We start from the raw sequence: 19,703 nt of genomic DNA, 5'->3' as shown, positions 1-19,703 counted from the left end.
CCGATCACGAAGGGTTCAACCTGCGCCCTGTCCCACGGATTGGTTATCCAGTGATACCCATTATAAAAACAGGCTGGCGCGAGGCTCGCCAGCCGTGTGCTAGCTTGCGTGTTCATCCGCGTCGCTCAACTACTTAAGCGCCTCGTCGTCCCCAAAGGATTTATGAATTGGAAATCGGAATCGACAGTTTCGCAATGCTGCTGACCGACCCCGCTACAGGTCAGTTGCAGTCAGCCATCGAACGGATGGCGAGCGTGCTCGCAGAAGTCGAGCTCGCAGATCAAGTCGGACTCGATGTCTTCGGAATGGGCGAACATCACCGGGAGAACGCGCTCGATTCAGCACCTGCGGTGATCCTTGCCGCGGCTGCCGCACGCACGACGTCGATCAGGCTTACAAGCGCCGTCGCCGTTTTGAGCGCCGCCGACCCCGTGCGGCTTTTCCAGGAGTTCGCCACACTGGATCTCATATCCCGCGGACGAGCGGAAATGGTGGTCGGTCGCGGCTCCTCCGTGGAGGCTTACCCTTTGTTCGGACTCGACCTGCGTAACTATGATGCGCTCTTTGCGGAGAAACTGGACCTGTTGCTGAAGATTAGGGAGCAGCCCAACATTACGTGGACGGGCCGTTTTCGCCCTGCGATCAATGGCGAAGGTGTTTTTCCTCGCCCGCACCAGCCAGCCTTGCCCATTTGGCTGGGCGTCGGCGGGACGCCCGAATCGTTCGTCCGTGCCGGAACGCTCGGTCTGCCTCTGATGGTCGCTATCATCGGCGGAAGTTTCGAGCGTTTCCTGCCCCTCGTCGAACTCTATCGTCGCGCATGGCTGGCCGCCGGCCGTCCTCCAAAGAACCAGAAGATCGGCATCCACGCTCTGGGCTTCGTCGGGGAGACTGATGTCGCTGCCAGGGAAGCGTTCTTCCCCGGGTGGTTCCAGATGTTCACGGAGGCGGGAAGGGAGCGCGGCTGGCCGCCGCCAACACAAGCTCAGTTCCAGCATATGTGCGGGCCAGGTGGCGCGTTTCTGGTCGGCAGCCCGCAAACTGTTGCTGCGAAGATATTGCATGTTAACGGGACGTTGGGAGGGATCGCTCGAATCACCTTCCAGATGAGCACTGCCGCCCTCGAGGCGAAAGCGATGCGTCGTTCGATCGAACTGCTGGGAACCCACGTTGCGCCTTTGGTGAGAGGACAACTTGGCGACTAGCAAGAGCGCTTCTACGGCGGGCGCCGACATCGGGAGGCGCCCCCTCTTTCTCCGATCTTTTATCCGAAAATCAATCTCTGGTAATTGGCCAGCATTTTCGGATCCTCGACCGACCCGTGATGGTGTAGCTGCCGCCAGGCCCCGTCCCTGCGTACGAACCACCGGGTCGTCCGGAAGGCGACGTCGAGCTTTTCCTTCGCCGTGCTGCATGCTCCACGCTCGCGACCGACGAACAGATGCCAGTCGTCGGCGCCCTGGCTGGTGAAGTCATGGAAGGTCACGTGAACCTTCGCCTGACCTCTGAAGACCTTCGAATACCCGTCTGCGATCTCCTGCCATCCACGGCGGATACCACCGATAGGGTTGTCCATGCTGGGCTCCGAACCGCCGAGCCACACGGCTTCGAGCCCGGTGAGATCGCCATCATTGAAGGCTCGGTAGAATTCGATCAGCGCATCCAAGGGACTGCCTTCGCCCGGCTTCGTCTCGCCGCCGTCGACTTCTGTAAGATTCGGGTTCATCGGCATCGTCCTCGCATCTAAGTCCACGGCGGTATCCTCATTCGTTCGCATGGGCATGCAGCCATATTTCGGTCAGACAGACGGGCGGGCCGAACCTCGTATCGCGCCCTTCGTCCGCTCTGGAAGCAATGCTCGATGGACATCGCCGATTCCATTGTACGATGGTGTCGTCGGTTTTCTGAGGGACGAACGTGCGCTTAGGGCGCAAGCAAAGCTCTCATCGCATCGGTGCGGCCTTACCTTCGGCTGAAGTTGACGTTGACCGCAGCCGCTGTCGCCGTCCTAATTTCGGTCAAGGCCTGCCGAAGTCCCTCAACGTTTACCTGTGGGCTTGGAAGGGAACCGAGAGCGCCGGCCTTGTCAGCGGCGACGACCATGTCGACCGTCGTTGCGCCAGCCATCGGCGCCTGGATGATGGAAAGCTCGACTTCCGAACAGGTCGAGAATTAGGCGATCCGGCCAGCGGGTCATGGGGACTCCCTACCGAGCGTGACGTTCCACGCTGATAGCTCCGGACCCCCTGCACGTCCACTAGACCTTGGTGTGCTGACGAAACTTCCGATCCCAAGGTATCGGAGACACCTTGGTACAATACCGGGTCTGGATTTAATGCGCGATGGTTTTTGACAGAGGGGAAGACGGCACGACCGTCGGAACACTCCCGGCTCGTGGCCGTCCAACGAACACTCAACACCAGAGCGACCGACCGCCACCTGGCGGCCGAGGGTACCCGCGTCGCCAGAACGGAGGTAGGCATGAGCGTGCATAAGACTGTGATCGGCACCGGCACGTCACAAGGGATCGGAGCAGGCCTGGTGAAGACAGGCGACGTCGATGGCGTGGTCTATCTGACAAAATCGTCAAGCATTTCCGGGGAGGTGCTGCACGTCGACAACTGCGCACATCACGTCAAATGGTAGTCGCGAGCGCGGAAGCGCGTTTGAAGGAACTCGATCTGCTCGTACCGGCGGCACCCACCCCGTTCGGCGCTTACGTCCAGTCAGCGCGGGCCGGCTCCCTGCTGTTCTTGAGTGGCATGCTTCCGGTGGTCGACCACGTCCCCCGTTACACTGGTCTTGTCGGCAAGGACTTATCGGTCGCCGAGGGCTATGACGCCGCGCGAACCGCGTGCCTCAGCGGTCTTGCTGCTGCGCGGTCTCATATAGGATCGCTGGATAGGATTCGTTCAGTTGCCAAACTGGGCGTTTACATCGCCTGCCCGGCGGAATTTCACGAGCATCCAAAGGTAGCCGACGGCGCCTCAGAGCTGTTGCTCGAGGTTTTTGGTGCCGCCCGGCTTCCGCCCCGCATCGTGCTTGGCGTTTCTAGCATACCGCTTGGAATGCCCGTGGAGATCGAACTCGTCTTCGAGATCGAATCTTAGCGAGGCAACTTGCTCTAACCCGAAACGGAGGCAGTCATGAAGACCAGACCCCCTACTACGACAAGCTCCATCGCCATGTCGTCAAAATTGCTCACTGCTACTGCCGTGCTGCTGATTCCGGCGCTTGCCCTCGCGGGGGAGATGAAGGCGCCCGAGAAGATCTATCGATCTCTGGACGTCAGAGCCGTGGCCGGTCAGGAGAAGGCGCTGATCAAGCTTGAGAAGCGGACGGCTGCCTATTGGCGCGTCACCTTCGACAATCCGCCGTTCAACATTTTCGGGCCGGAAACAATCCCGCAGATGGAGAAGGTCGTTTCTCAGATAGAGAAGGATCCCGATCTCCGCGTCATCGTGTTCGATAGCGCGGTGCCCGGCTTCTTTCTGACCCATTATAACTTTACGCCACCCCTTGCTGAATCCACCGGCCTCCCCTCTGGACCGACCGGACTGCACCCACTCCCCGACATGCTGGTCCGCATCAGCAAGGCGCCCGTGGTTTCCATCGCCCTGATCCGCGGCCGCGCGACGGGGGTCGGGAGCGAGCTTGCGCTGGCTAGCGACATGCGGTTCGCCAGCCGCCAGAAGGCGATTCTGTCGCAATGGGAAGTCGGCGCGGGCCTCGTCCCTGGTGGCGGCCCGATGGCACGGCTTCCCAGACTGATGGGGCGTGGCCGCGCCCTCGAAGTCCTCCTTGGATCCGACGACATCAACGGCGATCTCGCCGAGGAGTACGGCTACGTCAATCGGTCGTTCGATGACGACAAGCTCGATCCGTTCGTCGACGGGCTGGCAACCCGGATCTCCGGGTTCGACCGCCAAGCGATCGCTGACACCAAACGCCTCGTCGATTTCGCGAGCCTTCCGAGCGATCCCGAGATCGCGGCAGGATGGGACGCCTTCATAACATCGATCCAGCGCCCGGTCGCGCAGAAGAACATCGGCCGTCTCATCGATATGGGCCTGCAGAAAGACCCGGACGTCGAAGCAAGACTGGGACATTACACGCAGTCTCTTGCCGACAAATAGCTATGGCGGAGCCCGCCAGTGACGGCAGGTCGCGCGGGCACCAATTTGAACTGCCAAACCCAGTCGCGAAGTCGCACTTCGCCTTGCGATAACGCGATAATCGCAACCCGTAAAAACCCCGTTAAACCATGGAGAGACACATGCACAGCATCGAAAACCAGATCGTCGATTCAAGCTTCTCGGCGATTATCAACGCTCCGATCGAGAAGATCGACATTCCGAAGTGGTGCTTCAATCTTCCGGAAAAAGAATACCAGGGATGCTCCCCCGCGCACATCGCAGCAGGTTTCACGACTGCGGCGGACGGCACCCGGATGTCGATCAACGTCGAAACTATCGGCGGGAGCCTGATGGTCCAGCATTATCACGAGACCTTGGGTGAAAAGAATCGTCTGATCCTCGACTCCGATTCCGACGTCTTCACGTCGAACGGCCGAGTGACCATCCACGTCACCTGGGAACTGAGCGTGAAGAAGGTCGATGCCGTCCGCTGCGAGTTTACGAATCGCGTTAGATCCTACGCGACCGACGAAATGATTGCCTACCTCGGGAGCCAGGGGATTCCGTTCGATATCTTCCGCTCTCAGCGGCAGCCGATGTCGATCGCGCACAATAAGGGGGAGACACCTCTGTTTGCGGCAAGCATCGAGCGGGCTGCACTTCAGAACACGTCCACGAAGGCAGCCTGAGCGCCGAAGGAGGTATCCCATGACAGAACTGTCGTTCGACCGGAGCAACACTGGCTTGCTGGTGGTGGACCCATACAACGATTTCATCTCCGAGGGCGGCAAGATCTGGCCTCGGATCCAGGAGGTCGCGGAGGCGAATAACTGCATTCCGCACATGCTTGAGGTGTTGACGGCCGCACGCAAGGCCAAGTTCCGGGTCTTCTTCGCGATGCATCATCGCTATCGTGCCGGCGACTATGAGAACTGGAAGTTTGTGGCGCCCATCCAGCGGGCGGCCTGGCACCGCAAGAGTTTCGAATTCGGAACGTGGGGCGGTGAATTCCGCGCCGAATTCGTGCCGATGGCCGGCGAGGTCGTCGCCTCCGAGCACTGGTGCTCGAGTGGCTTTGCCAACACCGACCTCGATCTGGAACTGAAGCGGCATGGAATCCAGAGGGTCATCGTGATCGGGCTCGTCGCTCACACCTGCATAGAGGCCACGGTACGATACGCCGCGGAGCTCGGCTACGACGTTACGGTCGTAAAGGACGCGGTTGCCGACTACTCGCCAGAGATGATGCATGCGGCACTGGAGGTCAATCTCCCAAGCTATGCCAGCGCGATTGTCGACACTAAGGAAACCATCGCGGCGATCGCCCTCACGCAGGCGGCGTAGTCTCGCGGTAGCGCCGTCTCCACAATCCGGCAGGCGTCTACGCGCACGCCGGATTTTTTTTGCCCGGAACAAGTATTATGCGGGTCGAGTGTTGGGATGCCTTTTCGATGCTTACTTGGGTTCGGAAGCCATGCGTCGAGGCCTGCGCGGCGTGGCTGCGATTTACCGCAATCGCGCCGGCGAAGTGCGGTTCCGTCGAAGGTCGGCTTATTGCACTGGGCGATGTTCTCGTTCTGTAAGCGCTGCACGTGGACGCATCAAAGTGAGCGCGCTAGTCCGTGGGACGGCTTCGCCTCTTCGCGAAAGGGGTCCGCGACGGCAGTTTGCAGGAAATCGCGGTGTTCGAGCGTCGAAGTTTCCACTGGCGTCTTCGGTCGTCGGCGATAAAACCGCGTCTGCCCTCGCCGCCGGCTGTCCGATCATCTTCAAGACTTGCACCGCCCTTCACGAAACCTCCGCGCTGGTCGGCAAAGCCGCCGCCCGCGCCGGTCGCGGGGTTGCGGCTCCAATCGGGGACTTTTGCGCTTTTGTCGGTGCCGGATTCGAGGTTGGCCAGACCCTCGTCGCCGAACTGCCTTTCTGGCTGCACAGATACAATTGGCATCGCCCACACGGCAGCCTAAATTCCAAACTACCCATCAGTCGCCTCGATCTAACCCTGGACAACCTGTTGAGGTTCCACAGCTAGGCGGGCCGTCCCCGCGCCAAGAAAGACGATATCAATGGCGGGGGCGGCTCATGCCCCCGCGACATCCGAATCCCACGTCAGGCGCCTGCAGTCTTGGCGGCCATCGTTGCCCCCGCCCACCAGACAAGTTCGTCGAGCGCAGTCTTCGCCGACGGCAGGAGGTTGGCTTCGATCTCCTCGATCGGCTTGTTGGCGCCCATTGAGGAGACTGTGAAGAAATCGCTGCCGCCGATATGAACAGCCGCATGGGTAGAGACCATCTGCAGCTCGACCCCGATCCCACGCAGATGTTCGAGCGCGCGTGAACCGCCTGCAGTGCCGTATGCGATCGCGGTAAACGGCTTGCGAGCCCATTCCGTGTAGGACTGGTCGAGGGCATTTTTCAGTACGCCGGTGATGGAGCGGTTGTATTCCGCGACGACGAATATGTAGCCGTCGTAGCGACCCACAGTCTGCTGCCATCGGACCGCTTCCGCGTTCTGGCTGGGAGCATAGGCATTGGATGCCACCTCGTCGAAAAACGGCAAGGGATGGTCGCGCAGATCAACCACTTCAACGTCGATGTCGTTGCGGCCCCGCGCCTGCTCCAGGATCCACTGCGCCGGCTTGTCGGCGAAACGAGTAGGCCGCGTGGAGCCGATGATGATGGCGATTTTTGGTTTCATAGCCATAGTATTCCTAATTTTTTGAGTTGAAAATGATTACCTCTTGAAGAGGATCAGTTGCTGTTCAGGGCGTCTGCGTAAGCAAAAAGCCCGGGGGAACCTCCCGTCATGATGAACAGGACGTTCGATCCAGGGGCGATGACTTCGGTTTCAATATCGGAGAGCAGACCCGCAAAGGCCTTGCCTCCGTAAACGGGATCAAGGAGCAAGCCTTCCGAGCGGCCGACGAGCTTGACCGCTCCAACCATTTCGGAGGTCGGTATGCCGTAGCCACCACCGAGCTGCGTGCCGTTTATGTTCAGATCTTCCGCTTGAATACGGGCTTTGCTCCCGAGAAGCTCAAAGACAGCGTTGACTTTGCCGGCCGTCGCGGCGACGCATGCGTCCGCTGGCGACAGGACGGTATGTGCCCTTATTTGGAAAGGATCTCTTCCCGAGATAGCTGCTCCCGCCACAAGGCCTGCGTGCATGCCGCCGCTGCCGTTCGGGATGACGACCTGGTCGAACGGAGTGCCGATTTCAGTCGACTGCGATTCGATTTCGAATGCGCAGCCGACGTAGCCCAGAGCCCCGACCGGAGTCGAACCGCCGAGCGTGCCCACGAAAGCCTTCCCCCCAGACGCCGCTATCTCCGCCGCCCGGCGCAAAGCGAACCCGCCCGCATCGTCTCCCAGTTCCAGAATATGGACGTGCGCACCGAACAGTCGGTCCAATACGACGTTGCCGTTGGCCTGATAGATCTCGGTCTCGCGGGGCACCATTTGAGCCAGAACGACTTCGCATGCCAGACCGGTTCTGGCGCAGGCGGCGGCGGCTAATCGGGCGAAGTTGGACTGAATTCCGCCGGTCACGACCACGGTATCGCAGCCTTCCGCCATCGCCTCCCCGAGGAGAAACTCGAGCTTGCGGAGCTTATTACCGCCCCCGCCGAGTTCCATCAGATCGTCACGCTTCACCCAGATCGAGACGCCTTTGCGTCTTTCGCCAAGAACCTTCTCCAGATGACTGAGCTGCTGGATCGGCGTTGGTCCATTCATGAGACGTACGCGCGGAAACCGGTTCACTAGATCGCTATCGGGCATTGCTCGCCTCGCAGTTCGTAATCAAGGTTCGTGAGAGCAGCGTTCGACGCTTCAACGCAGGGTTTTGAACGCCGCACGTAGTTCATATGTGAAGAGTTCAGGCTGTTCCCACGCGGCGAAATGGCCGCCCTTATCGACTTTGTTGTAGTAGATGAGGTCGTGGTAGGCCTTGTCGGCCCAACTCTTGGGCGCTTGGTAGATCTCGCCGGGAAACACGGTGATTGCCGCGGGGATATTGATGTCGACGGCGTTGAAGTTGTTGGCGTTGTTTTCCCAGTACAGACGCGCGCCCGAGGTTGCCGTCCCGGTGAACCAATAGAGCGAGATGTCGTCCAGCATCTCGTCTTTAGTCAGCGACTTCTCCGGATCACCTCCGCTGTACGTCCAGTCTGCGAACTTGTCGTAGTACCAGGCGGCAAGACCGACCGGTGAATCCGTCAACGCATAGCCCAAGGTTTGCGGCCGGGTGACCATCATCAGGGCGTAACCCGCTCCCTTCGTGTAAAGAGCGCTCATCTGCTCGTATGCGACTTTTTCGTCTGCGGAGAGACCGTCGGGAGCGGGCTCGCCGTCGGCAAGAGCCTTCGCGATCTCCGGAGGGACAGTGGCCGGCATGTTAGTGTGGATGCCGAGCAGGCCTTCCGGCGCTTGGGCTGCCATCTTGTCGGAAACGACCGCGCCCCAGTCGCCGCCCTGCGAGACATAGCGGTCATAGCCCAACCGCTTCATGAGCGCGTGCCAGGCACGTGCGATGCGGTCCGGTCCCCACCCAGTCTCGGTCGGAACCTCGGAGAAGCCGTATCCTGGCATAGAAGGTATGACCACATCGAAGGCGTCCTCGGCGGCACCGCCGTACGCGGTCGGATCCGTAAGCGGTCCGATCGTCTTGACAAGTTCAAGGACAGATCCCGGCCAGCCATGCGTCATGATCAGCGGCAGCGCATTCTCATGCTTGGACTTGACGTGAATGAAGTGGATGTCCAGGCCGTCGATCCTGGTCATGAACTGCGCATGCGTGTTCAGCTTCTTTTCGCACTGGCGCCAGTCGTAATGTGTCCCCCAGTATTCGATGAGCGGCTTCAACCTTTGAAGCTGAGCGCCTTGCGTGCGATCGGAGACCGTCTCCTTGCCGGGCCAGCGGGTGGCGCGAACGCGGCGACGGAGCTCGTCGACGTCCTGCTGCGGAATCTCGCACTTGAACTGACGCACTGCGTCGCCTCCCGCCGCCGCGCGGGCAGGTCTCGGGAGAGCGCTGAGGGCGGCGGTTGCGGCTGTGGCGGCGAGTACTTCGCGCCTCGTCGGCGACAGTACGGTCTTGGTCTCGACTTCTGCTGACATGACGTCCTCCGTCTGGATCGAAGTGGTTGTGATGTGGTCCAAGGATCGTCTGGCAGCAGCGCTGCCGATGATATTGTGCCTAGGTATCGCCGATACCTAAGCACCGGTTGTCGGGGTGAGCGGCGGGTCGACACCTTCGAACAATGGACGCTGACCTTGGCAATCGCAGATCGTTCTCGGATCTGGTGTAACTGCCCCGTGCGACGGAATGGTCCAAGAACCAAGCTCACCGACGTCCGTGCACGCCGACCACATCGACATGAAGTTCAACGCCGTCATTCGCATTGTCCGACGTCGATCGCGCCAACGGGCTTGCGCTGACGGCCTCGATGCCGACGTCTCCGGAAAGGACGGTTTCGGCGTCTCCGAAGGGCTGTGCCGCAGCGCCCTCCCCGCCTGTGCGGCGCGTGAAAGGGTCGATCCGATCGGACCGGCGTGTTCCCCGCTGGCTACCTGCGACAGCGTTTGTGTCCGCCATTCACGTCAGGCGCTAAGCCGTAGCTCGCCATGTTGGTTAGGGAGTTAGACGCGTCCGCTGTTCTTCAGAATAGTCACTTGCCTAAAGACGCCCGCCGCAACTCAAATCACCCAAGGCTACCCGATTCCGCCGCGATGCGTCCAATTTCTGATCGAAGACGCGGAACAGCGAAGTCAATGAACGTTCGGACTTTCGGAACGGCTGCACGGCCTTGAGGGGTCAATATATGAACGGGCAGAGCCGGCGGCTCGGCGTGCGGAAGAATGATCTTGAGGCGGCCGTCGCGGACGTACTCAGCGACGTGATAGGAATAAAGCCGTGTCACACCCATTCCCTCCGCAGCCGACGCGGCGGCCGCCCGAACGCTGTTGACGAGATACCGAGGAGCGAAGTGCACGGTTCTCGGGATGGACGAATCCTGGGGCGGTGCGAAGCTCCAGGATTCGAGACCGAAATTTGAGAAGGCGATGAGGTCGTGTTTGGCCAGATCGGGAAGCTCGTTGATGTCGGGGTGGCTTTCGAGGTATTTCGGGGCGGCTACAACCACGCGCCGGACGTCGCCTCCGATGCGCGTGGCGATATGTGTTGAGTCCGTGAGGTTGCCGATCCGAAGCGCCGCGTCCACGCCTTCGTCGACCAAATTTACGAGCCGATCAAGCATCAGAAGCCGAACCGAGACGCTCGGATTCTCGCGCAGATAGCTGTCAAGAATGGGTCGCAGCACTTCCTCCCCCAATATGGGAGGTGCGGAGATGGTCAACGTTCCCCGAGGAGAGGATCGTTCCGAACCCGCGACCAGGTCGGCTTCCTCAAGGTCGACCAGCACCCTCCGGCATGCTTCGACGTAGCGCTGACCAGCCTCGCTTAGTTTCAGGCTGCGCGTCGTACGATGAAGAAGTTCGACGCCGACATGTCGCTCCAGCATTCCCAGTGCGCGACTGATTGCAGTTGGGGATCGCTTCAGTCTGCGGGCCGCTGCCGCGAGGCTTCCTTCCTCGACGGCCGTGACGAAGACCTTCATTGCGTCGATACGATCCATCAGGGCAGTCCCTCTGCTTGTGCAAACGTACGGCAGCCCAAGCCGTTCGTCTCGACGAAATACGCCCAATTCTCTTCAAAGGCATAGCGGACACTTTGGTGCATTGCTCGCAAAAGCCGTGGATGCGAGGTCCCGAAAGTCTGAGCCCCCGCCAAAGGTCCATCCACACGCCGCCTGACGAGGTCTTCGCGGGCGGGAACGGTGCTCTCGTCGCCGCGACCTACACCCGCCCCCATTCGTCACGGCCTCCCGAAGTCATGGCGCGGCTTGGCCGAGGTAACGCATTGCAGCGTCGAGCTACTATTTCCGGATCGTTCCAAGCTTCGCGACATCTAACTCCAGGCTGAACTGGCATCCGCGACGTTGCTTTCGGAAATGCCCCGTGGCCTGCGGAACGGCGGCCCTATGTCGTGCACGAGGCAGTGTTCGGCCGGGCAGCGAATCGATCAGGTCCCGCCGCGTTGCGCGAAGTGAGATGCATAGTTGCCTAAGCTCAAACCTGCGCTTATGGCCCAGACGTCTCTCATTCCCATCCCACGCCCCAGTGAGCGGCAGAAGGCCATCTACCGGCATTGGAGTCATTTGTTTAGAATGCCATTGATCAGAGCGGCGCGCTCGATGCTTGCCGCGAGTGAAGGTGTTCGTGCAGTATTATGAGCCGTGCACCAAAGTTGCTGTTGTGACCGAATCTGATCGAACGAAATACCTTCGCGCGCGAGATATGCGAGGAAGTCGTCTGTTGCCCGGGAACGGAGGCGGTTTGTAAACTCGCATCGGCGGTTGTCGACTACAGTGACGCTGAGGTCCCACTCGGTGTCGATCGTAGTACGGCCCGAAGGCGTGAACATTTCGGAGACGGACTTCAATATGAGACGATCGCTGCGGTGAACTGTCTCAACATAGTGGTGGACAAGAAGGGTTTTCCCGGCAGCTGCGACATGAATTGACATTCGCCGGCCATCTAAAGCTGTCGTGAAGCCGGCGGCGATGTGGTCGGGCGAGCATGCGCGATACTCGTCTTCGGGAAGGGAAAAGCACCAGTTAGGAATATCAATTGCCTGGATAGGCGCGTTGACCATCGCCGTGAAACTTTGATCGGTTAGCTCCCGATGGTCCAGCCTCGTCCCCGGTGAGCGGGAGGCAGTAGATGTGTGAACAGGTCCGATAGCCGGAAACGAAGACATGCTCTCTCTCTCCACATGAAGCTATACCTAGGAGGAGAGCGGGTTACAGGCGTTGTCGCTATGCACTTTGCGAAACTCAAGAGGTTTCGTTTTCTGCATAGCCGACTCCCAGGCAGTCGGCGTGCATCCGCGTGCAGGCGCGGAGTGGATGATCTCACGATCATCTCACGTTGATGAAATCACATATTTATCATAGCATGCAGGCATAGGCTTGGCCTGCGGTTGCTCTGGAGCTTGCTCATGGAATTGTTGTCCTCCCATCATGTGTTCTCAAGCGGTGATCTCGAAGAGGGCGCGAGCTTTGCTGGCCAGGTTTGGGAGCGCAATCGAAGTATCAAGACCGATCGTCGCCGATATGGCATCCGGTGGAACCAGTTTGATATGGAAAAAATCGGGTTCTCTTACATCGAGCATGATTGCGCCGTGGATCTTACGGCTCAGGGACCGTTATCCGACCATTTTCGCCTATTCTTCCACGAGTATGGATCGATCAATCACACCGTTGACGGCAAGGCATTTGAATCCCATTCACGCAACCCCGTGATGCATGCGCCAGACACTGACTTGCGTCTCGGCATCAACCCGTTCGGACTCCTCCTTATGACAGTTGACGGGGCCGGCATCAGGAAGGCGATGCGCCAACGGTTCCGAAAGCTGGCGCCTTTCCGAGAATGGGTAGGCTTATTGCCGGAAAGCCCACGACTAGCGACGCTGCAATCTACGGCAAGATGGATGGCCTCCGAGGCGGATCGCGTGGGTTCACCGGTGGCTACGCCAGGCAAACCCCGCCTGTTTGCGCAACGTCTTCTCTTGAGCTTGATCGTCGAGTGCCTATCTGAGGCTTCCCCGTCTGAATCGGAGCTAGTGCAGGACCTCAGTCTCGCACAGGTCCGACGTGCCGAAGATTGGATCAACGCGAATTTGAGCGAAGTAATCGGAGTGGACGAAGTCTCATCGGCTACAGGCGTGGGGGTTCGTTCCCTGCAGTTGAGCTTCAATCGTATCCATGGCTGTTCGCCGCAGGAATTCATTATCAATCGACGCCTTGATGAAGCTCGGCAACAGCTGCTCGTTGCCACGCCCGAGGCAACCGTCACGTCGATTGCGACAGGTCTGGGTTTTTTCGAACTCGGGCGATTTGCTCAGCGCTACCGCCGACGCTTCGCCGAGAGCCCCTCGGCGACGCGTGGGAGAAGTCTCGGGCCGCGGATGACCTCGGAAACTTGAACATCCTTTTGTCAGCCTCGGCCTTATTTCGATATCCATCCTTTGGACGACGTAGGCACAAAATCTTCTGTCACGGTCGACCTTTTCTTGTGCATGGCGTCGTTGGAGCCTGGGCGCGTTCGACCAGGCCTTCGCAATCTTTTGACTAGTTGATCACAAGGGGCGCGGGGCTCGGTTCATTGTTCCGTGCGAGGGTCGTCTTTGAGATCCACATAATCCAGCCCCAATGGGCCGATCGCAATTACCTGTGTCACATAGTCTCCCGATTTCGCCCAATGGAAATGTGGTTGGCCACCCGGAAGGAAGATCAAGGTTCCCGGCGCAAAAGCCTCCAGTTTATCCTCATCGAAGACTTCGCCGCGGCCTATATAGAAGACGCCGGAAATCACGGTGTAGAGACGGTCTTCAGGATGGCGGTGCGGCGCCATCCGAGTCCCCGCAGACAACCTGACTCGGACGGCGTAGGGTCCTGGCCGGGTAGGATCTCCCACCAGGGTCGCTACGCGGGCTGCGTTCGGGTATCCGACGAATGGTTCCCAAACGATTTCCTCTGGTCGGATGGCCAAGAAGTGCTCTTGGCCGGGCTGATGGGGACGAGGCGACCCTGACGGGATATCAGATGCTATGGACATGGAAAACCTCACTCGATGTGGTCGGATGGGAATGCTGCAGTCGCATGGACCGGCCCCTCAGGGTCGCGGACTTCCCTAACCCATTACTGCTGCGATGCCGCGATCAGGGTAGCAAACAGGTGAACTCTTGACCTATTGTCCCAAGGTGTCATCGATACAATCGAATCGGTCCGGGCATGCATGGTCAATGGTTGATACCAAGTGAAGCGGCCATGGTGACGAGATCCGGCAGCGACTTGGCGTGCATCTTACGCGTCATCTGCCCCCGATGAGCCTTGACTGTAATCTCGCTGATGCCGAGTTCAAAAGCGATCTGTTTGTTCATCAGACCGGACACAACAAACGACAGAACCTGCTGTTCACGCCGACTGAGTGAAGCGTATCGTTGCCTGAGCACCTCCAGATCAGATTGCGATGAGAGCGCGGCCCTACTGCGCTTGAGTGCGTGCTCTATGGCCGACAGCATAACATCCTCGCGGAACGGTTTTGTCAGGAATTCGGCGGCACCAGCCTTTATTGCCTTGACGCTGGTGGGTATGTCGCCGTAGCCGGTTACAAAGATTATTGGGGTCTCGGTACGCTCGGCAGCGATGAGTTGCTGCAGATCAAGCCCATTCAACTCGGGCAGATTGACGTCAAGGATAAGACAATTTGGCACTGCCATCCGAGGTTGAGCAAGAAACTCCATGGCAGATCCGAATATCCCCGGCTGCCAGCCGGCGGATCCAATGAGCAGCTCGAGGGATTCGCGGACTGAAATGTCGTCGTCGACCACGAACACGACAGGCGTCTCATTCGTCATGGGTGTTGATCCGATATGGTTCGGTGAGTAACCTAAATCCCTAAGCATTGCGCAGCTCCAGTCAACAAATCTCGTATTCGGTCGTGTTGTTCAAACGAATGGAATTGCCTTCGCCAGAGCCATTTGCAAGGCGGCGTCGCTGAATGGCTTGTAAAGGCAATCCACGGCCCCGTCGGCCATTAGTCGCCGCCTGACGAATTCATCCCGATGTGCGGTGATGAAAATGATCGGCACCTGTTGCCCTCTGTTGCGTAAGTTGCGCAACAACTCGGTTCCAGTCATGCCCGGCATCGCAATATCTAGTATCAAGCAACTGGTCCCGACCTCGACGCCTGACGCTAGAAAGCGTTCGGCCGATGAGAACGCCTCTACACGATAGCCCAACTCCCTTAGGAGGTCAGGCAAGGACTCACGTACAGATTCGTCATCGTCGACGATCGACACGAGTGGACTTTTTGTGTTCATCAAAACCTCACCGTAATGCACTGCTTTTTGGCCGTTCGGAATCGAACGGTGTCGTAAGATCGCAGGCCATTGTCGGGACGGAAAGTGTGAAGGTCGCGCCCGGTCCTTCGTTTGCTTCAGCCCACAGCTTCCCGCCGTGACTCTCGATAATCGTTCGGCTGACGGACAATCCGATGCCCATACCATCGCGCTTAGTTGAGTAGAACGCATCGAATACGCGAGCAGGATCGACGGTGCGAAATCCGATACCCGAGTCGGATATAGAAAGGCGAACCGCATCCCCTTCGCCAAGTGTGGTCGTCAGGACGACGTGTCGTGGTGCGTTGTCGATATCTGCTACGGCGTCAGCAGAATTGCGCAGCAGGTTCATGACCACTTGCTGTAGTTGGACTCGGTCGCCTGAAACGAGCGGAAGCCCTTCGGCCAATTCGGTCCTTAGACTGGCCCGGGCTCGTTGCAGATCGCTCCAGCAAAGCGCGACGACCTCTCGCACGGCTTCGTTGAGGTCGACCTGCTCAACTTGGAAAACACGCTTGCCGAATAACGCACGCAAACGCGTTATCACATCTGCCGCACGGTTTCCGTCGCGGATGGTGCGACGCGCGGTTTCCCGGGCCCCCTCAATGTTAGGGGGATTAGCAGCCAGCATCCTTAGCGACGTGCTGGCGTTCGTGACGATGCCTGAAAGCGGCTGATTGACCTCATGCGCGATGGAGGCGGCCATTGCGCCGAGGCTTGTCACCCTGGTGACATGGGCAAGTTCCGACCGCAGCTCGTCGCGGGCATGTTCGGCCAGCCGCTTCTGTGTAACGTCTTGTACTGCTCCGATACATTCCGATCGGCCGTTGTCGCTTCTTATCAAGCGACCTATCACCCTGAGATATTTGATCGCACCGTCAGGCATGCGCAGCCTGATTGCATACTCCGGATTGTCGCCGCCTGAGCGCACCTCCGCCATTTTTCCAGCAAGTAGCGGGAGATCTTCCGGGTGAACCCGGCCTTGAATGGCCTCGAATGTGATCAGAACGCCCTCGTCGAAACCGAAGATGCGCTTAAGTTCTTCGGAGAATGTCAATTCGTCTGACTCGACCAGCCATGAAAAGGTGCCTGAGAGGCTCATTCGCTGACCTTCGGCCAATAGCATCTGGCTGTGCTTTAACTTCTCTTCCGCATGTTTGCGATCCTCGATGTCGGTTAGGAGCCCGTACCAGCGAATGATATCTCCCTGAGAGTTGAGGAGAGGCAGCCCGCGTATCTGAAACCAGCGAAAGACGCCGTCAAAACGGCGAAAACGGGTCTCGAAATCGTAAGGTTCACCCGAAACGACGGATGCCATGAAACTGTCGATACAATGTTGCAGGTCGTCGGGATGGGTGATCCCGTTCGTTGCCCAGTTCATTACTTCTTCGAGGGGCAGGTTGAAGTAGTCCAGAAGCTGCCTGTTGCCGCCGTTCAGCGCGCCCTCTGGTGTAAAGAGGCAGATCATACCGTCGATGCTGTCCATGGCGAGGCGTGCTTCGATCTCGCTTGCGGCAAGGGCCTGCTCAGCACGCTTCCGATCCTCGATATCGGTGATAAAACCGTAAAATTTGACCACGCTTCCATTCTTGTCGCGAACAGAACTGGATCGAAACAGGAACCATCGATACGTTCCGTCATGGCGGCGTAGGCGGCCCTCTGCTTCCAGGGGAAGGCCTGTATCAATGCCTTCGCGCCAAAGCTTGGCCATTCCTTCGATGTCGTCCGGATGAACAGCGGCTACCCAGCGCCAGCCGAGAAGCTCCTCTATGGGCAGGCCGGTGAAATCGACATAATGTTGATTCATAAAGTCCACCCATCCGTCTGGCTGGGCTGACCATGCAAGGGCAGGAATTGAGTCCACTATGTTCCTAATATCGACTTCATTCGCTCGCGATGCGGCCTCCGCGCGTTTCTGTGCCTCAATGTCGGTGTTGACTCCGTACCACTTAACAATGTTTCCGGCCTTGTCGAACAATGGCTCCACGCGGAACAGAAACCATCTGTACGATCCGTCGAAGCGTTGAAGCCGCGCTTCACATTCACCGCGCCGCGCGGTCGCCATAGTTTCGCCCCAGACGGATTTCAAAGTCTCGACGTCAGCCGGATGGACGGAAGCTATCCATCCCCAATCTCCTATATTTTCAAGGCCGAGACCGACGTACTCCAGGTAATGCCGGTTAAAAAAGTCGGCCGTACCGTCGGCCCTCGCAGACCATACAAGGGCGGGTATCGTGTCGATGATCATTTGTAGATTGTTTTCGCTGTTTCTCAGCGATTCCTCGATCCGCTTCCTGTCATCGATGTCAATGAGCAGATGGAACCAGCGCAGGATGTCCCCGCTGGGATTTCGCAACGGCAGTCCTAGGACGTTGTACCACCGATAGACACCGTCGGCGCGTAGGTGACGGCTCTCAACATCGTAGCTGGTCCCCTGAAGGTGAGCGTAGGCCTGCGCGGCGATCGTTCTCTCCAGGTCGTCTGGATGCACCACGTCGGACGCTTTCCAGCCCTTCAAATCTTCCAAAGTCTTCCCGAAATAATTGAGAATTGGCTGGTTAAGCCATTCGACAGCGCCTGTCGGCGACGTCACGGCGACCGGGATCGGAATGCTATCCACAATGTGTTGGAAACTAGTCGTCTGCTCCAAGAGGCCTTCTACTAGAGGCTGCAGTGTCTCTAGCTCCGTTCCTACGCCGCACCATCTTTCGACTTGCCCCTGATCATCGAATAGCGGACTGCACCTGACGAGGAACCTGCGGTGGACTCCGTCGAAGCGACGCAGGCGAACCTCCAGTTCGGCCAGGTCTGCCGCCTCAGACATCGATCGCCATCGTTCAAGCAGCGCGGGCAGATCGTCAGGGTGAACGATCGACTTCCATTCACTGCCGTGAGCCTCATCGAGGCCGAGACCGGTGTATTCGGCCCATTGTCGGTTGACGAAATCGATACGGCCGTCTCGCAATGCAGTCCAGACCAGTCCGGGCAGTGCATACAGAACGCGGCCTAGGTCCATCTTCATTGGTCCATCTTCATTGCCGTCCCTTTGTGGAAATCGCGCGGCTCTGATCCTGCGCCAAGCGGGCTGTGACGTCCACTATGCCTTGGTGTTGGTTTTGTCACAGATTTGCGCGTCCAGCCGCGGGCAATACAAAGGTATCGCCAATACGTTCGTGCAATCGCGTTCCGGCTCACGTCGAGCGAAATGTTCACCCATCGACTTGACCGGGAAACAGAGGACACCGCAATGCGAGCAAACTCGACGATGCCCAACCGACGCGAAGTCATTGCCACCACAGTTGCCTTGGGAGCGTTATCCGTCGTTCCGAGTGCTTTGAAGGCGGCCGCGGCAGAAACTTCTATCCGCAAATTTTCCGCTCGTTTCACGCAACACCAGCTTGACGATCTGCGCAAAAGGGTCAGTGCGACTCGTTGGCCTGACAAGGAAACCGTCGCTGGCGACACGCAGGGCGTTCAATTGGCCACAATCCAGAAACTGGCCGCTTACTGGGCGTCAGACTACGACTGGAGCCCAATGCAGGCGCGGCTGGATGCGCTGCCACACTTCATAACGGGCATAGACGGGCTGGACATCCACTTCATCCATGTCCGATCCAAGCACAAAGACGCCCTGCCGCTGATTGTCACGCATGGCTGGCCGGGTTCAATCATCGAGCAGTTGAAGATCATCGGGCCACTGACGGACCCAACAGCTCATGGAGGCAGCGCTTCCGACGCCTTCCACGTGGTCATCCCATCGCTGCCGGGCTACGGCTTCTCTGGCAAGCCAACGGCGCCGGGCTGGACTCCGACCCGCATCGCGAAGGCCTGGGCGGAGCTTATGCAGCGTCTTGGCTACACCAAGTACGTGGCTCAGGGCGGTGATTGGGGCAATGCGGTCACCGAAACGATGGCCCTGCAGCAGCCTTCCGGACTGCTGGGTATCCACACCAACATGGCAGCCACGGTTCCAGCCGAAATTGCGAAGGCGCTTGCCGCTGGGACGCCGCCGCCGGCAACTCTGACTCCGGACGAAAGGCGTGCCTGGAATCAGCTCGACGATTTTTACAAGAACGGACTCGGCTACGCGATTGAGATGAACAATCGTCCGCAGACGCTCTACGGCATTTCTGATTCGCCGGTCGGCCTCGCGGCTTGGATGCTTGATCACGACATTCGCAGCTATGAACTGATAGCGCGTGTCTTCGACGGACAAACCGAGGGTCTGACACGTGATGACATCCTGGACAACGTCACACTTTATTGGCTGACCAACACCGCGATTTCCTCGGCGCGTCTCTACTGGGATAACGCACACTTCCCTGCAGGAGGATTTTTCGATCCTCGGGGCATCCAGATTCCGGTGGCAGTCAGCGCGTTTCCCGACGAGATTTACCAAGCTCCGCAGAGCTGGGCCGAGAAGGCTTATCCGAAGCTCATCCACTATAACCGGCTTCCTAAAGGCGGTCATTTCGCCGCCTGGGAACAGCCGGCGACCTTTAGCGCCGAGCTTCGGGCTTCGTTCAAAACGCTACGCGAATCTATCTAGTGCGAGCACAGGCGCCTCCCACGCCTCCTCGCAAGGGCGCGGCTGGGTTCCCCGGC

At 58.8% G+C, this 19,703-nt stretch carries 17 protein-coding genes and 3 pseudogenes; 9 read left to right on the top strand and 11 right to left on the bottom strand.

Going from position 1 to position 19,703, the window contains the following annotated elements; translation table 11 throughout:
* The first annotated feature begins 167 nt into the window (after positions 1-167).
* Positions 168-1,205 (top strand): LLM class flavin-dependent oxidoreductase, encoded by a 1,038-nt coding sequence (locus tag EOA19_RS05535; RefSeq protein WP_128302952.1) that lies wholly within the window; start codon positions 168-170, stop codon positions 1,203-1,205.
* A 59-nt stretch (positions 1,206-1,264) separates the two neighbouring features.
* Here the strand turns inward: EOA19_RS05535 and EOA19_RS05530 are convergent, their stop codons facing one another.
* Both EOA19_RS05530 and EOA19_RS36515 read right to left on the bottom strand, forming a co-directional pair.
* Positions 1,265-1,726, bottom strand: a complete 462-nt coding sequence (locus tag EOA19_RS05530; protein WP_023812729.1) for a nuclear transport factor 2 family protein — start codon at positions 1,724-1,726, stop codon at positions 1,265-1,267.
* 248 nt (positions 1,727-1,974) lie between these two features.
* Positions 1,975-2,197, bottom strand: a pseudogene (locus EOA19_RS36515) (nitronate monooxygenase); the annotation flags it as partial.
* A gap of 359 nt (positions 2,198-2,556) precedes the next feature.
* On the opposite strand from EOA19_RS36515, the pseudogene EOA19_RS05520 reads away from it, so the two are divergent.
* The 6 genes and pseudogenes from EOA19_RS05520 to EOA19_RS05495 all read left to right on the top strand — a co-directional run.
* Positions 2,557-2,646, top strand: a pseudogene (locus EOA19_RS05520) (3-oxoacyl-ACP reductase); the annotation flags it as partial.
* Complete coding sequence (locus tag EOA19_RS05515) at positions 2,640-3,110, top strand: RidA family protein (RefSeq protein WP_023812726.1); 471 nt, start codon at positions 2,640-2,642, stop codon at positions 3,108-3,110. The pseudogene EOA19_RS05520 and the gene EOA19_RS05515, both read left to right, overlap by 7 nt.
* 36 nt (positions 3,111-3,146) lie before the next feature.
* Complete coding sequence (locus EOA19_RS05510; protein WP_164892854.1) at positions 3,147-4,136, top strand: enoyl-CoA hydratase/isomerase family protein; 990 nt, start codon at positions 3,147-3,149, stop codon at positions 4,134-4,136.
* A gap of 140 nt (positions 4,137-4,276) precedes the next feature.
* On the top strand, positions 4,277-4,825 hold the full coding sequence (locus tag EOA19_RS05505; RefSeq protein WP_023812724.1) for a hypothetical protein: 549 nt from the start codon (positions 4,277-4,279) through the stop codon (positions 4,823-4,825).
* Positions 4,826-4,844: 19 nt separating this feature from the next.
* Positions 4,845-5,480 (top strand): isochorismatase family cysteine hydrolase, encoded by a 636-nt coding sequence (locus tag EOA19_RS05500; protein ID WP_128302951.1) that lies wholly within the window; start codon positions 4,845-4,847, stop codon positions 5,478-5,480.
* A gap of 565 nt (positions 5,481-6,045) precedes the next feature.
* Positions 6,046-6,168, top strand: a pseudogene (locus EOA19_RS05495) (IS481 family transposase); the annotation flags it as partial.
* Positions 6,169-6,245: 77 nt separating this feature from the next.
* Here EOA19_RS05495 and EOA19_RS05490 read toward each other — a convergent pair.
* The 5 genes from EOA19_RS05490 to EOA19_RS05470 all read right to left on the bottom strand — a co-directional run bounded on the left by EOA19_RS05490 (position 6,246) and on the right by EOA19_RS05470 (position 11,888).
* Positions 6,246-6,839, bottom strand: a complete 594-nt coding sequence (locus tag EOA19_RS05490) for an NAD(P)H-dependent oxidoreductase (protein WP_023812721.1) — start codon at positions 6,837-6,839, stop codon at positions 6,246-6,248.
* Between the two features lie 47 nt (positions 6,840-6,886).
* On the bottom strand, positions 6,887-7,915 hold the full coding sequence (locus EOA19_RS05485; RefSeq protein ID WP_128302950.1) for a D-cysteine desulfhydrase family protein: 1,029 nt from the start codon (positions 7,913-7,915) through the stop codon (positions 6,887-6,889).
* A gap of 51 nt (positions 7,916-7,966) precedes the next feature.
* The gene (locus EOA19_RS05480; protein WP_128302949.1) at positions 7,967-9,253 is read right to left on the bottom strand and encodes an epoxide hydrolase family protein; all 1,287 of its coding nucleotides are present in this window, start codon (positions 9,251-9,253) and stop codon (positions 7,967-7,969) included.
* A gap of 584 nt (positions 9,254-9,837) precedes the next feature.
* Positions 9,838-10,770, bottom strand: coding sequence for a LysR family transcriptional regulator (locus tag EOA19_RS05475; RefSeq protein WP_128302948.1), 933 nt, complete (start codon positions 10,768-10,770; stop codon positions 9,838-9,840).
* A 578-nt stretch (positions 10,771-11,348) separates the two neighbouring features.
* A complete protein-coding gene (locus EOA19_RS05470; RefSeq protein WP_128303079.1) occupies positions 11,349-11,888 on the bottom strand; it encodes a hypothetical protein in 540 nt (179 codons plus the stop codon).
* Positions 11,889-12,194: 306 nt separating this feature from the next.
* Here EOA19_RS05470 and EOA19_RS05465 point away from each other — a divergent pair, with 306 nt between their 5' ends.
* Positions 12,195-13,181, top strand: coding sequence for a helix-turn-helix domain-containing protein (locus EOA19_RS05465; RefSeq protein ID WP_128302947.1), 987 nt, complete (start codon positions 12,195-12,197; stop codon positions 13,179-13,181).
* Between the two features lie 176 nt (positions 13,182-13,357).
* Here the strand turns inward: EOA19_RS05465 and EOA19_RS05460 are convergent, their stop codons facing one another.
* From EOA19_RS05460 to EOA19_RS05445, 4 genes are all read right to left on the bottom strand, one after another.
* Positions 13,358-13,609 (bottom strand): cupin domain-containing protein, encoded by a 252-nt coding sequence (locus tag EOA19_RS05460; RefSeq protein WP_245273262.1) that lies wholly within the window; start codon positions 13,607-13,609, stop codon positions 13,358-13,360.
* 388 nt (positions 13,610-13,997) lie between these two features.
* Positions 13,998-14,615, bottom strand: coding sequence for a response regulator (locus EOA19_RS05455; protein WP_128302945.1), 618 nt, complete (start codon positions 14,613-14,615; stop codon positions 13,998-14,000).
* A 90-nt stretch (positions 14,616-14,705) separates the two neighbouring features.
* Complete coding sequence (locus tag EOA19_RS05450) at positions 14,706-15,080, bottom strand: response regulator (RefSeq protein WP_128302944.1); 375 nt, start codon at positions 15,078-15,080, stop codon at positions 14,706-14,708.
* 7 nt (positions 15,081-15,087) lie between these two features.
* Positions 15,088-18,120, bottom strand: a complete 3,033-nt coding sequence (locus tag EOA19_RS05445) for a PAS domain-containing protein (RefSeq protein WP_128302943.1) — start codon at positions 18,118-18,120, stop codon at positions 15,088-15,090.
* 225 nt (positions 18,121-18,345) lie between these two features.
* Here EOA19_RS05445 and EOA19_RS05440 point away from each other — a divergent pair, with 225 nt between their 5' ends.
* Positions 18,346-19,647: an epoxide hydrolase family protein gene (locus EOA19_RS05440; RefSeq protein WP_164892853.1), complete on the top strand. Its 1,302-nt coding sequence runs from the start codon at positions 18,346-18,348 to the stop codon at positions 19,645-19,647.
* The last annotated feature ends 56 nt before the right edge of the window (positions 19,648-19,703 follow it).

The organism is Mesorhizobium sp. M7A.F.Ca.US.010.02.1.1, from assembly GCF_004023085.1.
In the GTDB taxonomy this organism is placed as follows: Bacteria; Pseudomonadota; Alphaproteobacteria; order Rhizobiales; family Rhizobiaceae; genus Mesorhizobium.
The sequence above is the reverse complement of the archived record's forward strand: the minus strand, read 5'-3'. Positions and strand labels throughout refer to the sequence as shown.

Excerpts from the sequence above, each read along its gene's own strand:
- EOA19_RS05530 (WP_023812729.1), bottom strand. The coding sequence starts at position 1,726 with ATGAACCCGAATCTTACAGAAGTCGACGGCGGCGAGACGAAGCCGGGC.
- EOA19_RS05515 (WP_023812726.1), top strand. The coding sequence starts at position 2,640 with ATGGTAGTCGCGAGCGCGGAAGCGCGTTTGAAGGAACTCGATCTGCTC.
- EOA19_RS05510 (WP_164892854.1), top strand. The coding sequence starts at position 3,147 with ATGAAGACCAGACCCCCTACTACGACAAGCTCCATCGCCATGTCGTCA.
- EOA19_RS05505 (WP_023812724.1), top strand. The coding sequence starts at position 4,277 with ATGCACAGCATCGAAAACCAGATCGTCGATTCAAGCTTCTCGGCGATT.
- EOA19_RS05500 (WP_128302951.1), top strand. The coding sequence starts at position 4,845 with ATGACAGAACTGTCGTTCGACCGGAGCAACACTGGCTTGCTGGTGGTG.
- EOA19_RS05490 (WP_023812721.1), bottom strand. The coding sequence starts at position 6,839 with ATGGCTATGAAACCAAAAATCGCCATCATCATCGGCTCCACGCGGCCT.
- EOA19_RS05485 (WP_128302950.1), bottom strand. The coding sequence starts at position 7,915 with ATGCCCGATAGCGATCTAGTGAACCGGTTTCCGCGCGTACGTCTCATG.
- EOA19_RS05480 (WP_128302949.1), bottom strand. The coding sequence starts at position 9,253 with ATGTCAGCAGAAGTCGAGACCAAGACCGTACTGTCGCCGACGAGGCGC.
- EOA19_RS05475 (WP_128302948.1), bottom strand. The coding sequence starts at position 10,770 with ATGGATCGTATCGACGCAATGAAGGTCTTCGTCACGGCCGTCGAGGAA.
- EOA19_RS05465 (WP_128302947.1), top strand. The coding sequence starts at position 12,195 with ATGGAATTGTTGTCCTCCCATCATGTGTTCTCAAGCGGTGATCTCGAA.
- EOA19_RS05460 (WP_245273262.1), bottom strand. The coding sequence starts at position 13,609 with ATGGCGCCGCACCGCCATCCTGAAGACCGTCTCTACACCGTGATTTCC.
- EOA19_RS05455 (WP_128302945.1), bottom strand. The coding sequence starts at position 14,615 with ATGACGAATGAGACGCCTGTCGTGTTCGTGGTCGACGACGACATTTCA.
- EOA19_RS05450 (WP_128302944.1), bottom strand. The coding sequence starts at position 15,080 with ATGAACACAAAAAGTCCACTCGTGTCGATCGTCGACGATGACGAATCT.
- EOA19_RS05445 (WP_128302943.1), bottom strand. The coding sequence starts at position 18,120 with ATGAAGATGGACCTAGGCCGCGTTCTGTATGCACTGCCCGGACTGGTC.
- EOA19_RS05440 (WP_164892853.1), top strand. The coding sequence starts at position 18,346 with ATGCGAGCAAACTCGACGATGCCCAACCGACGCGAAGTCATTGCCACC.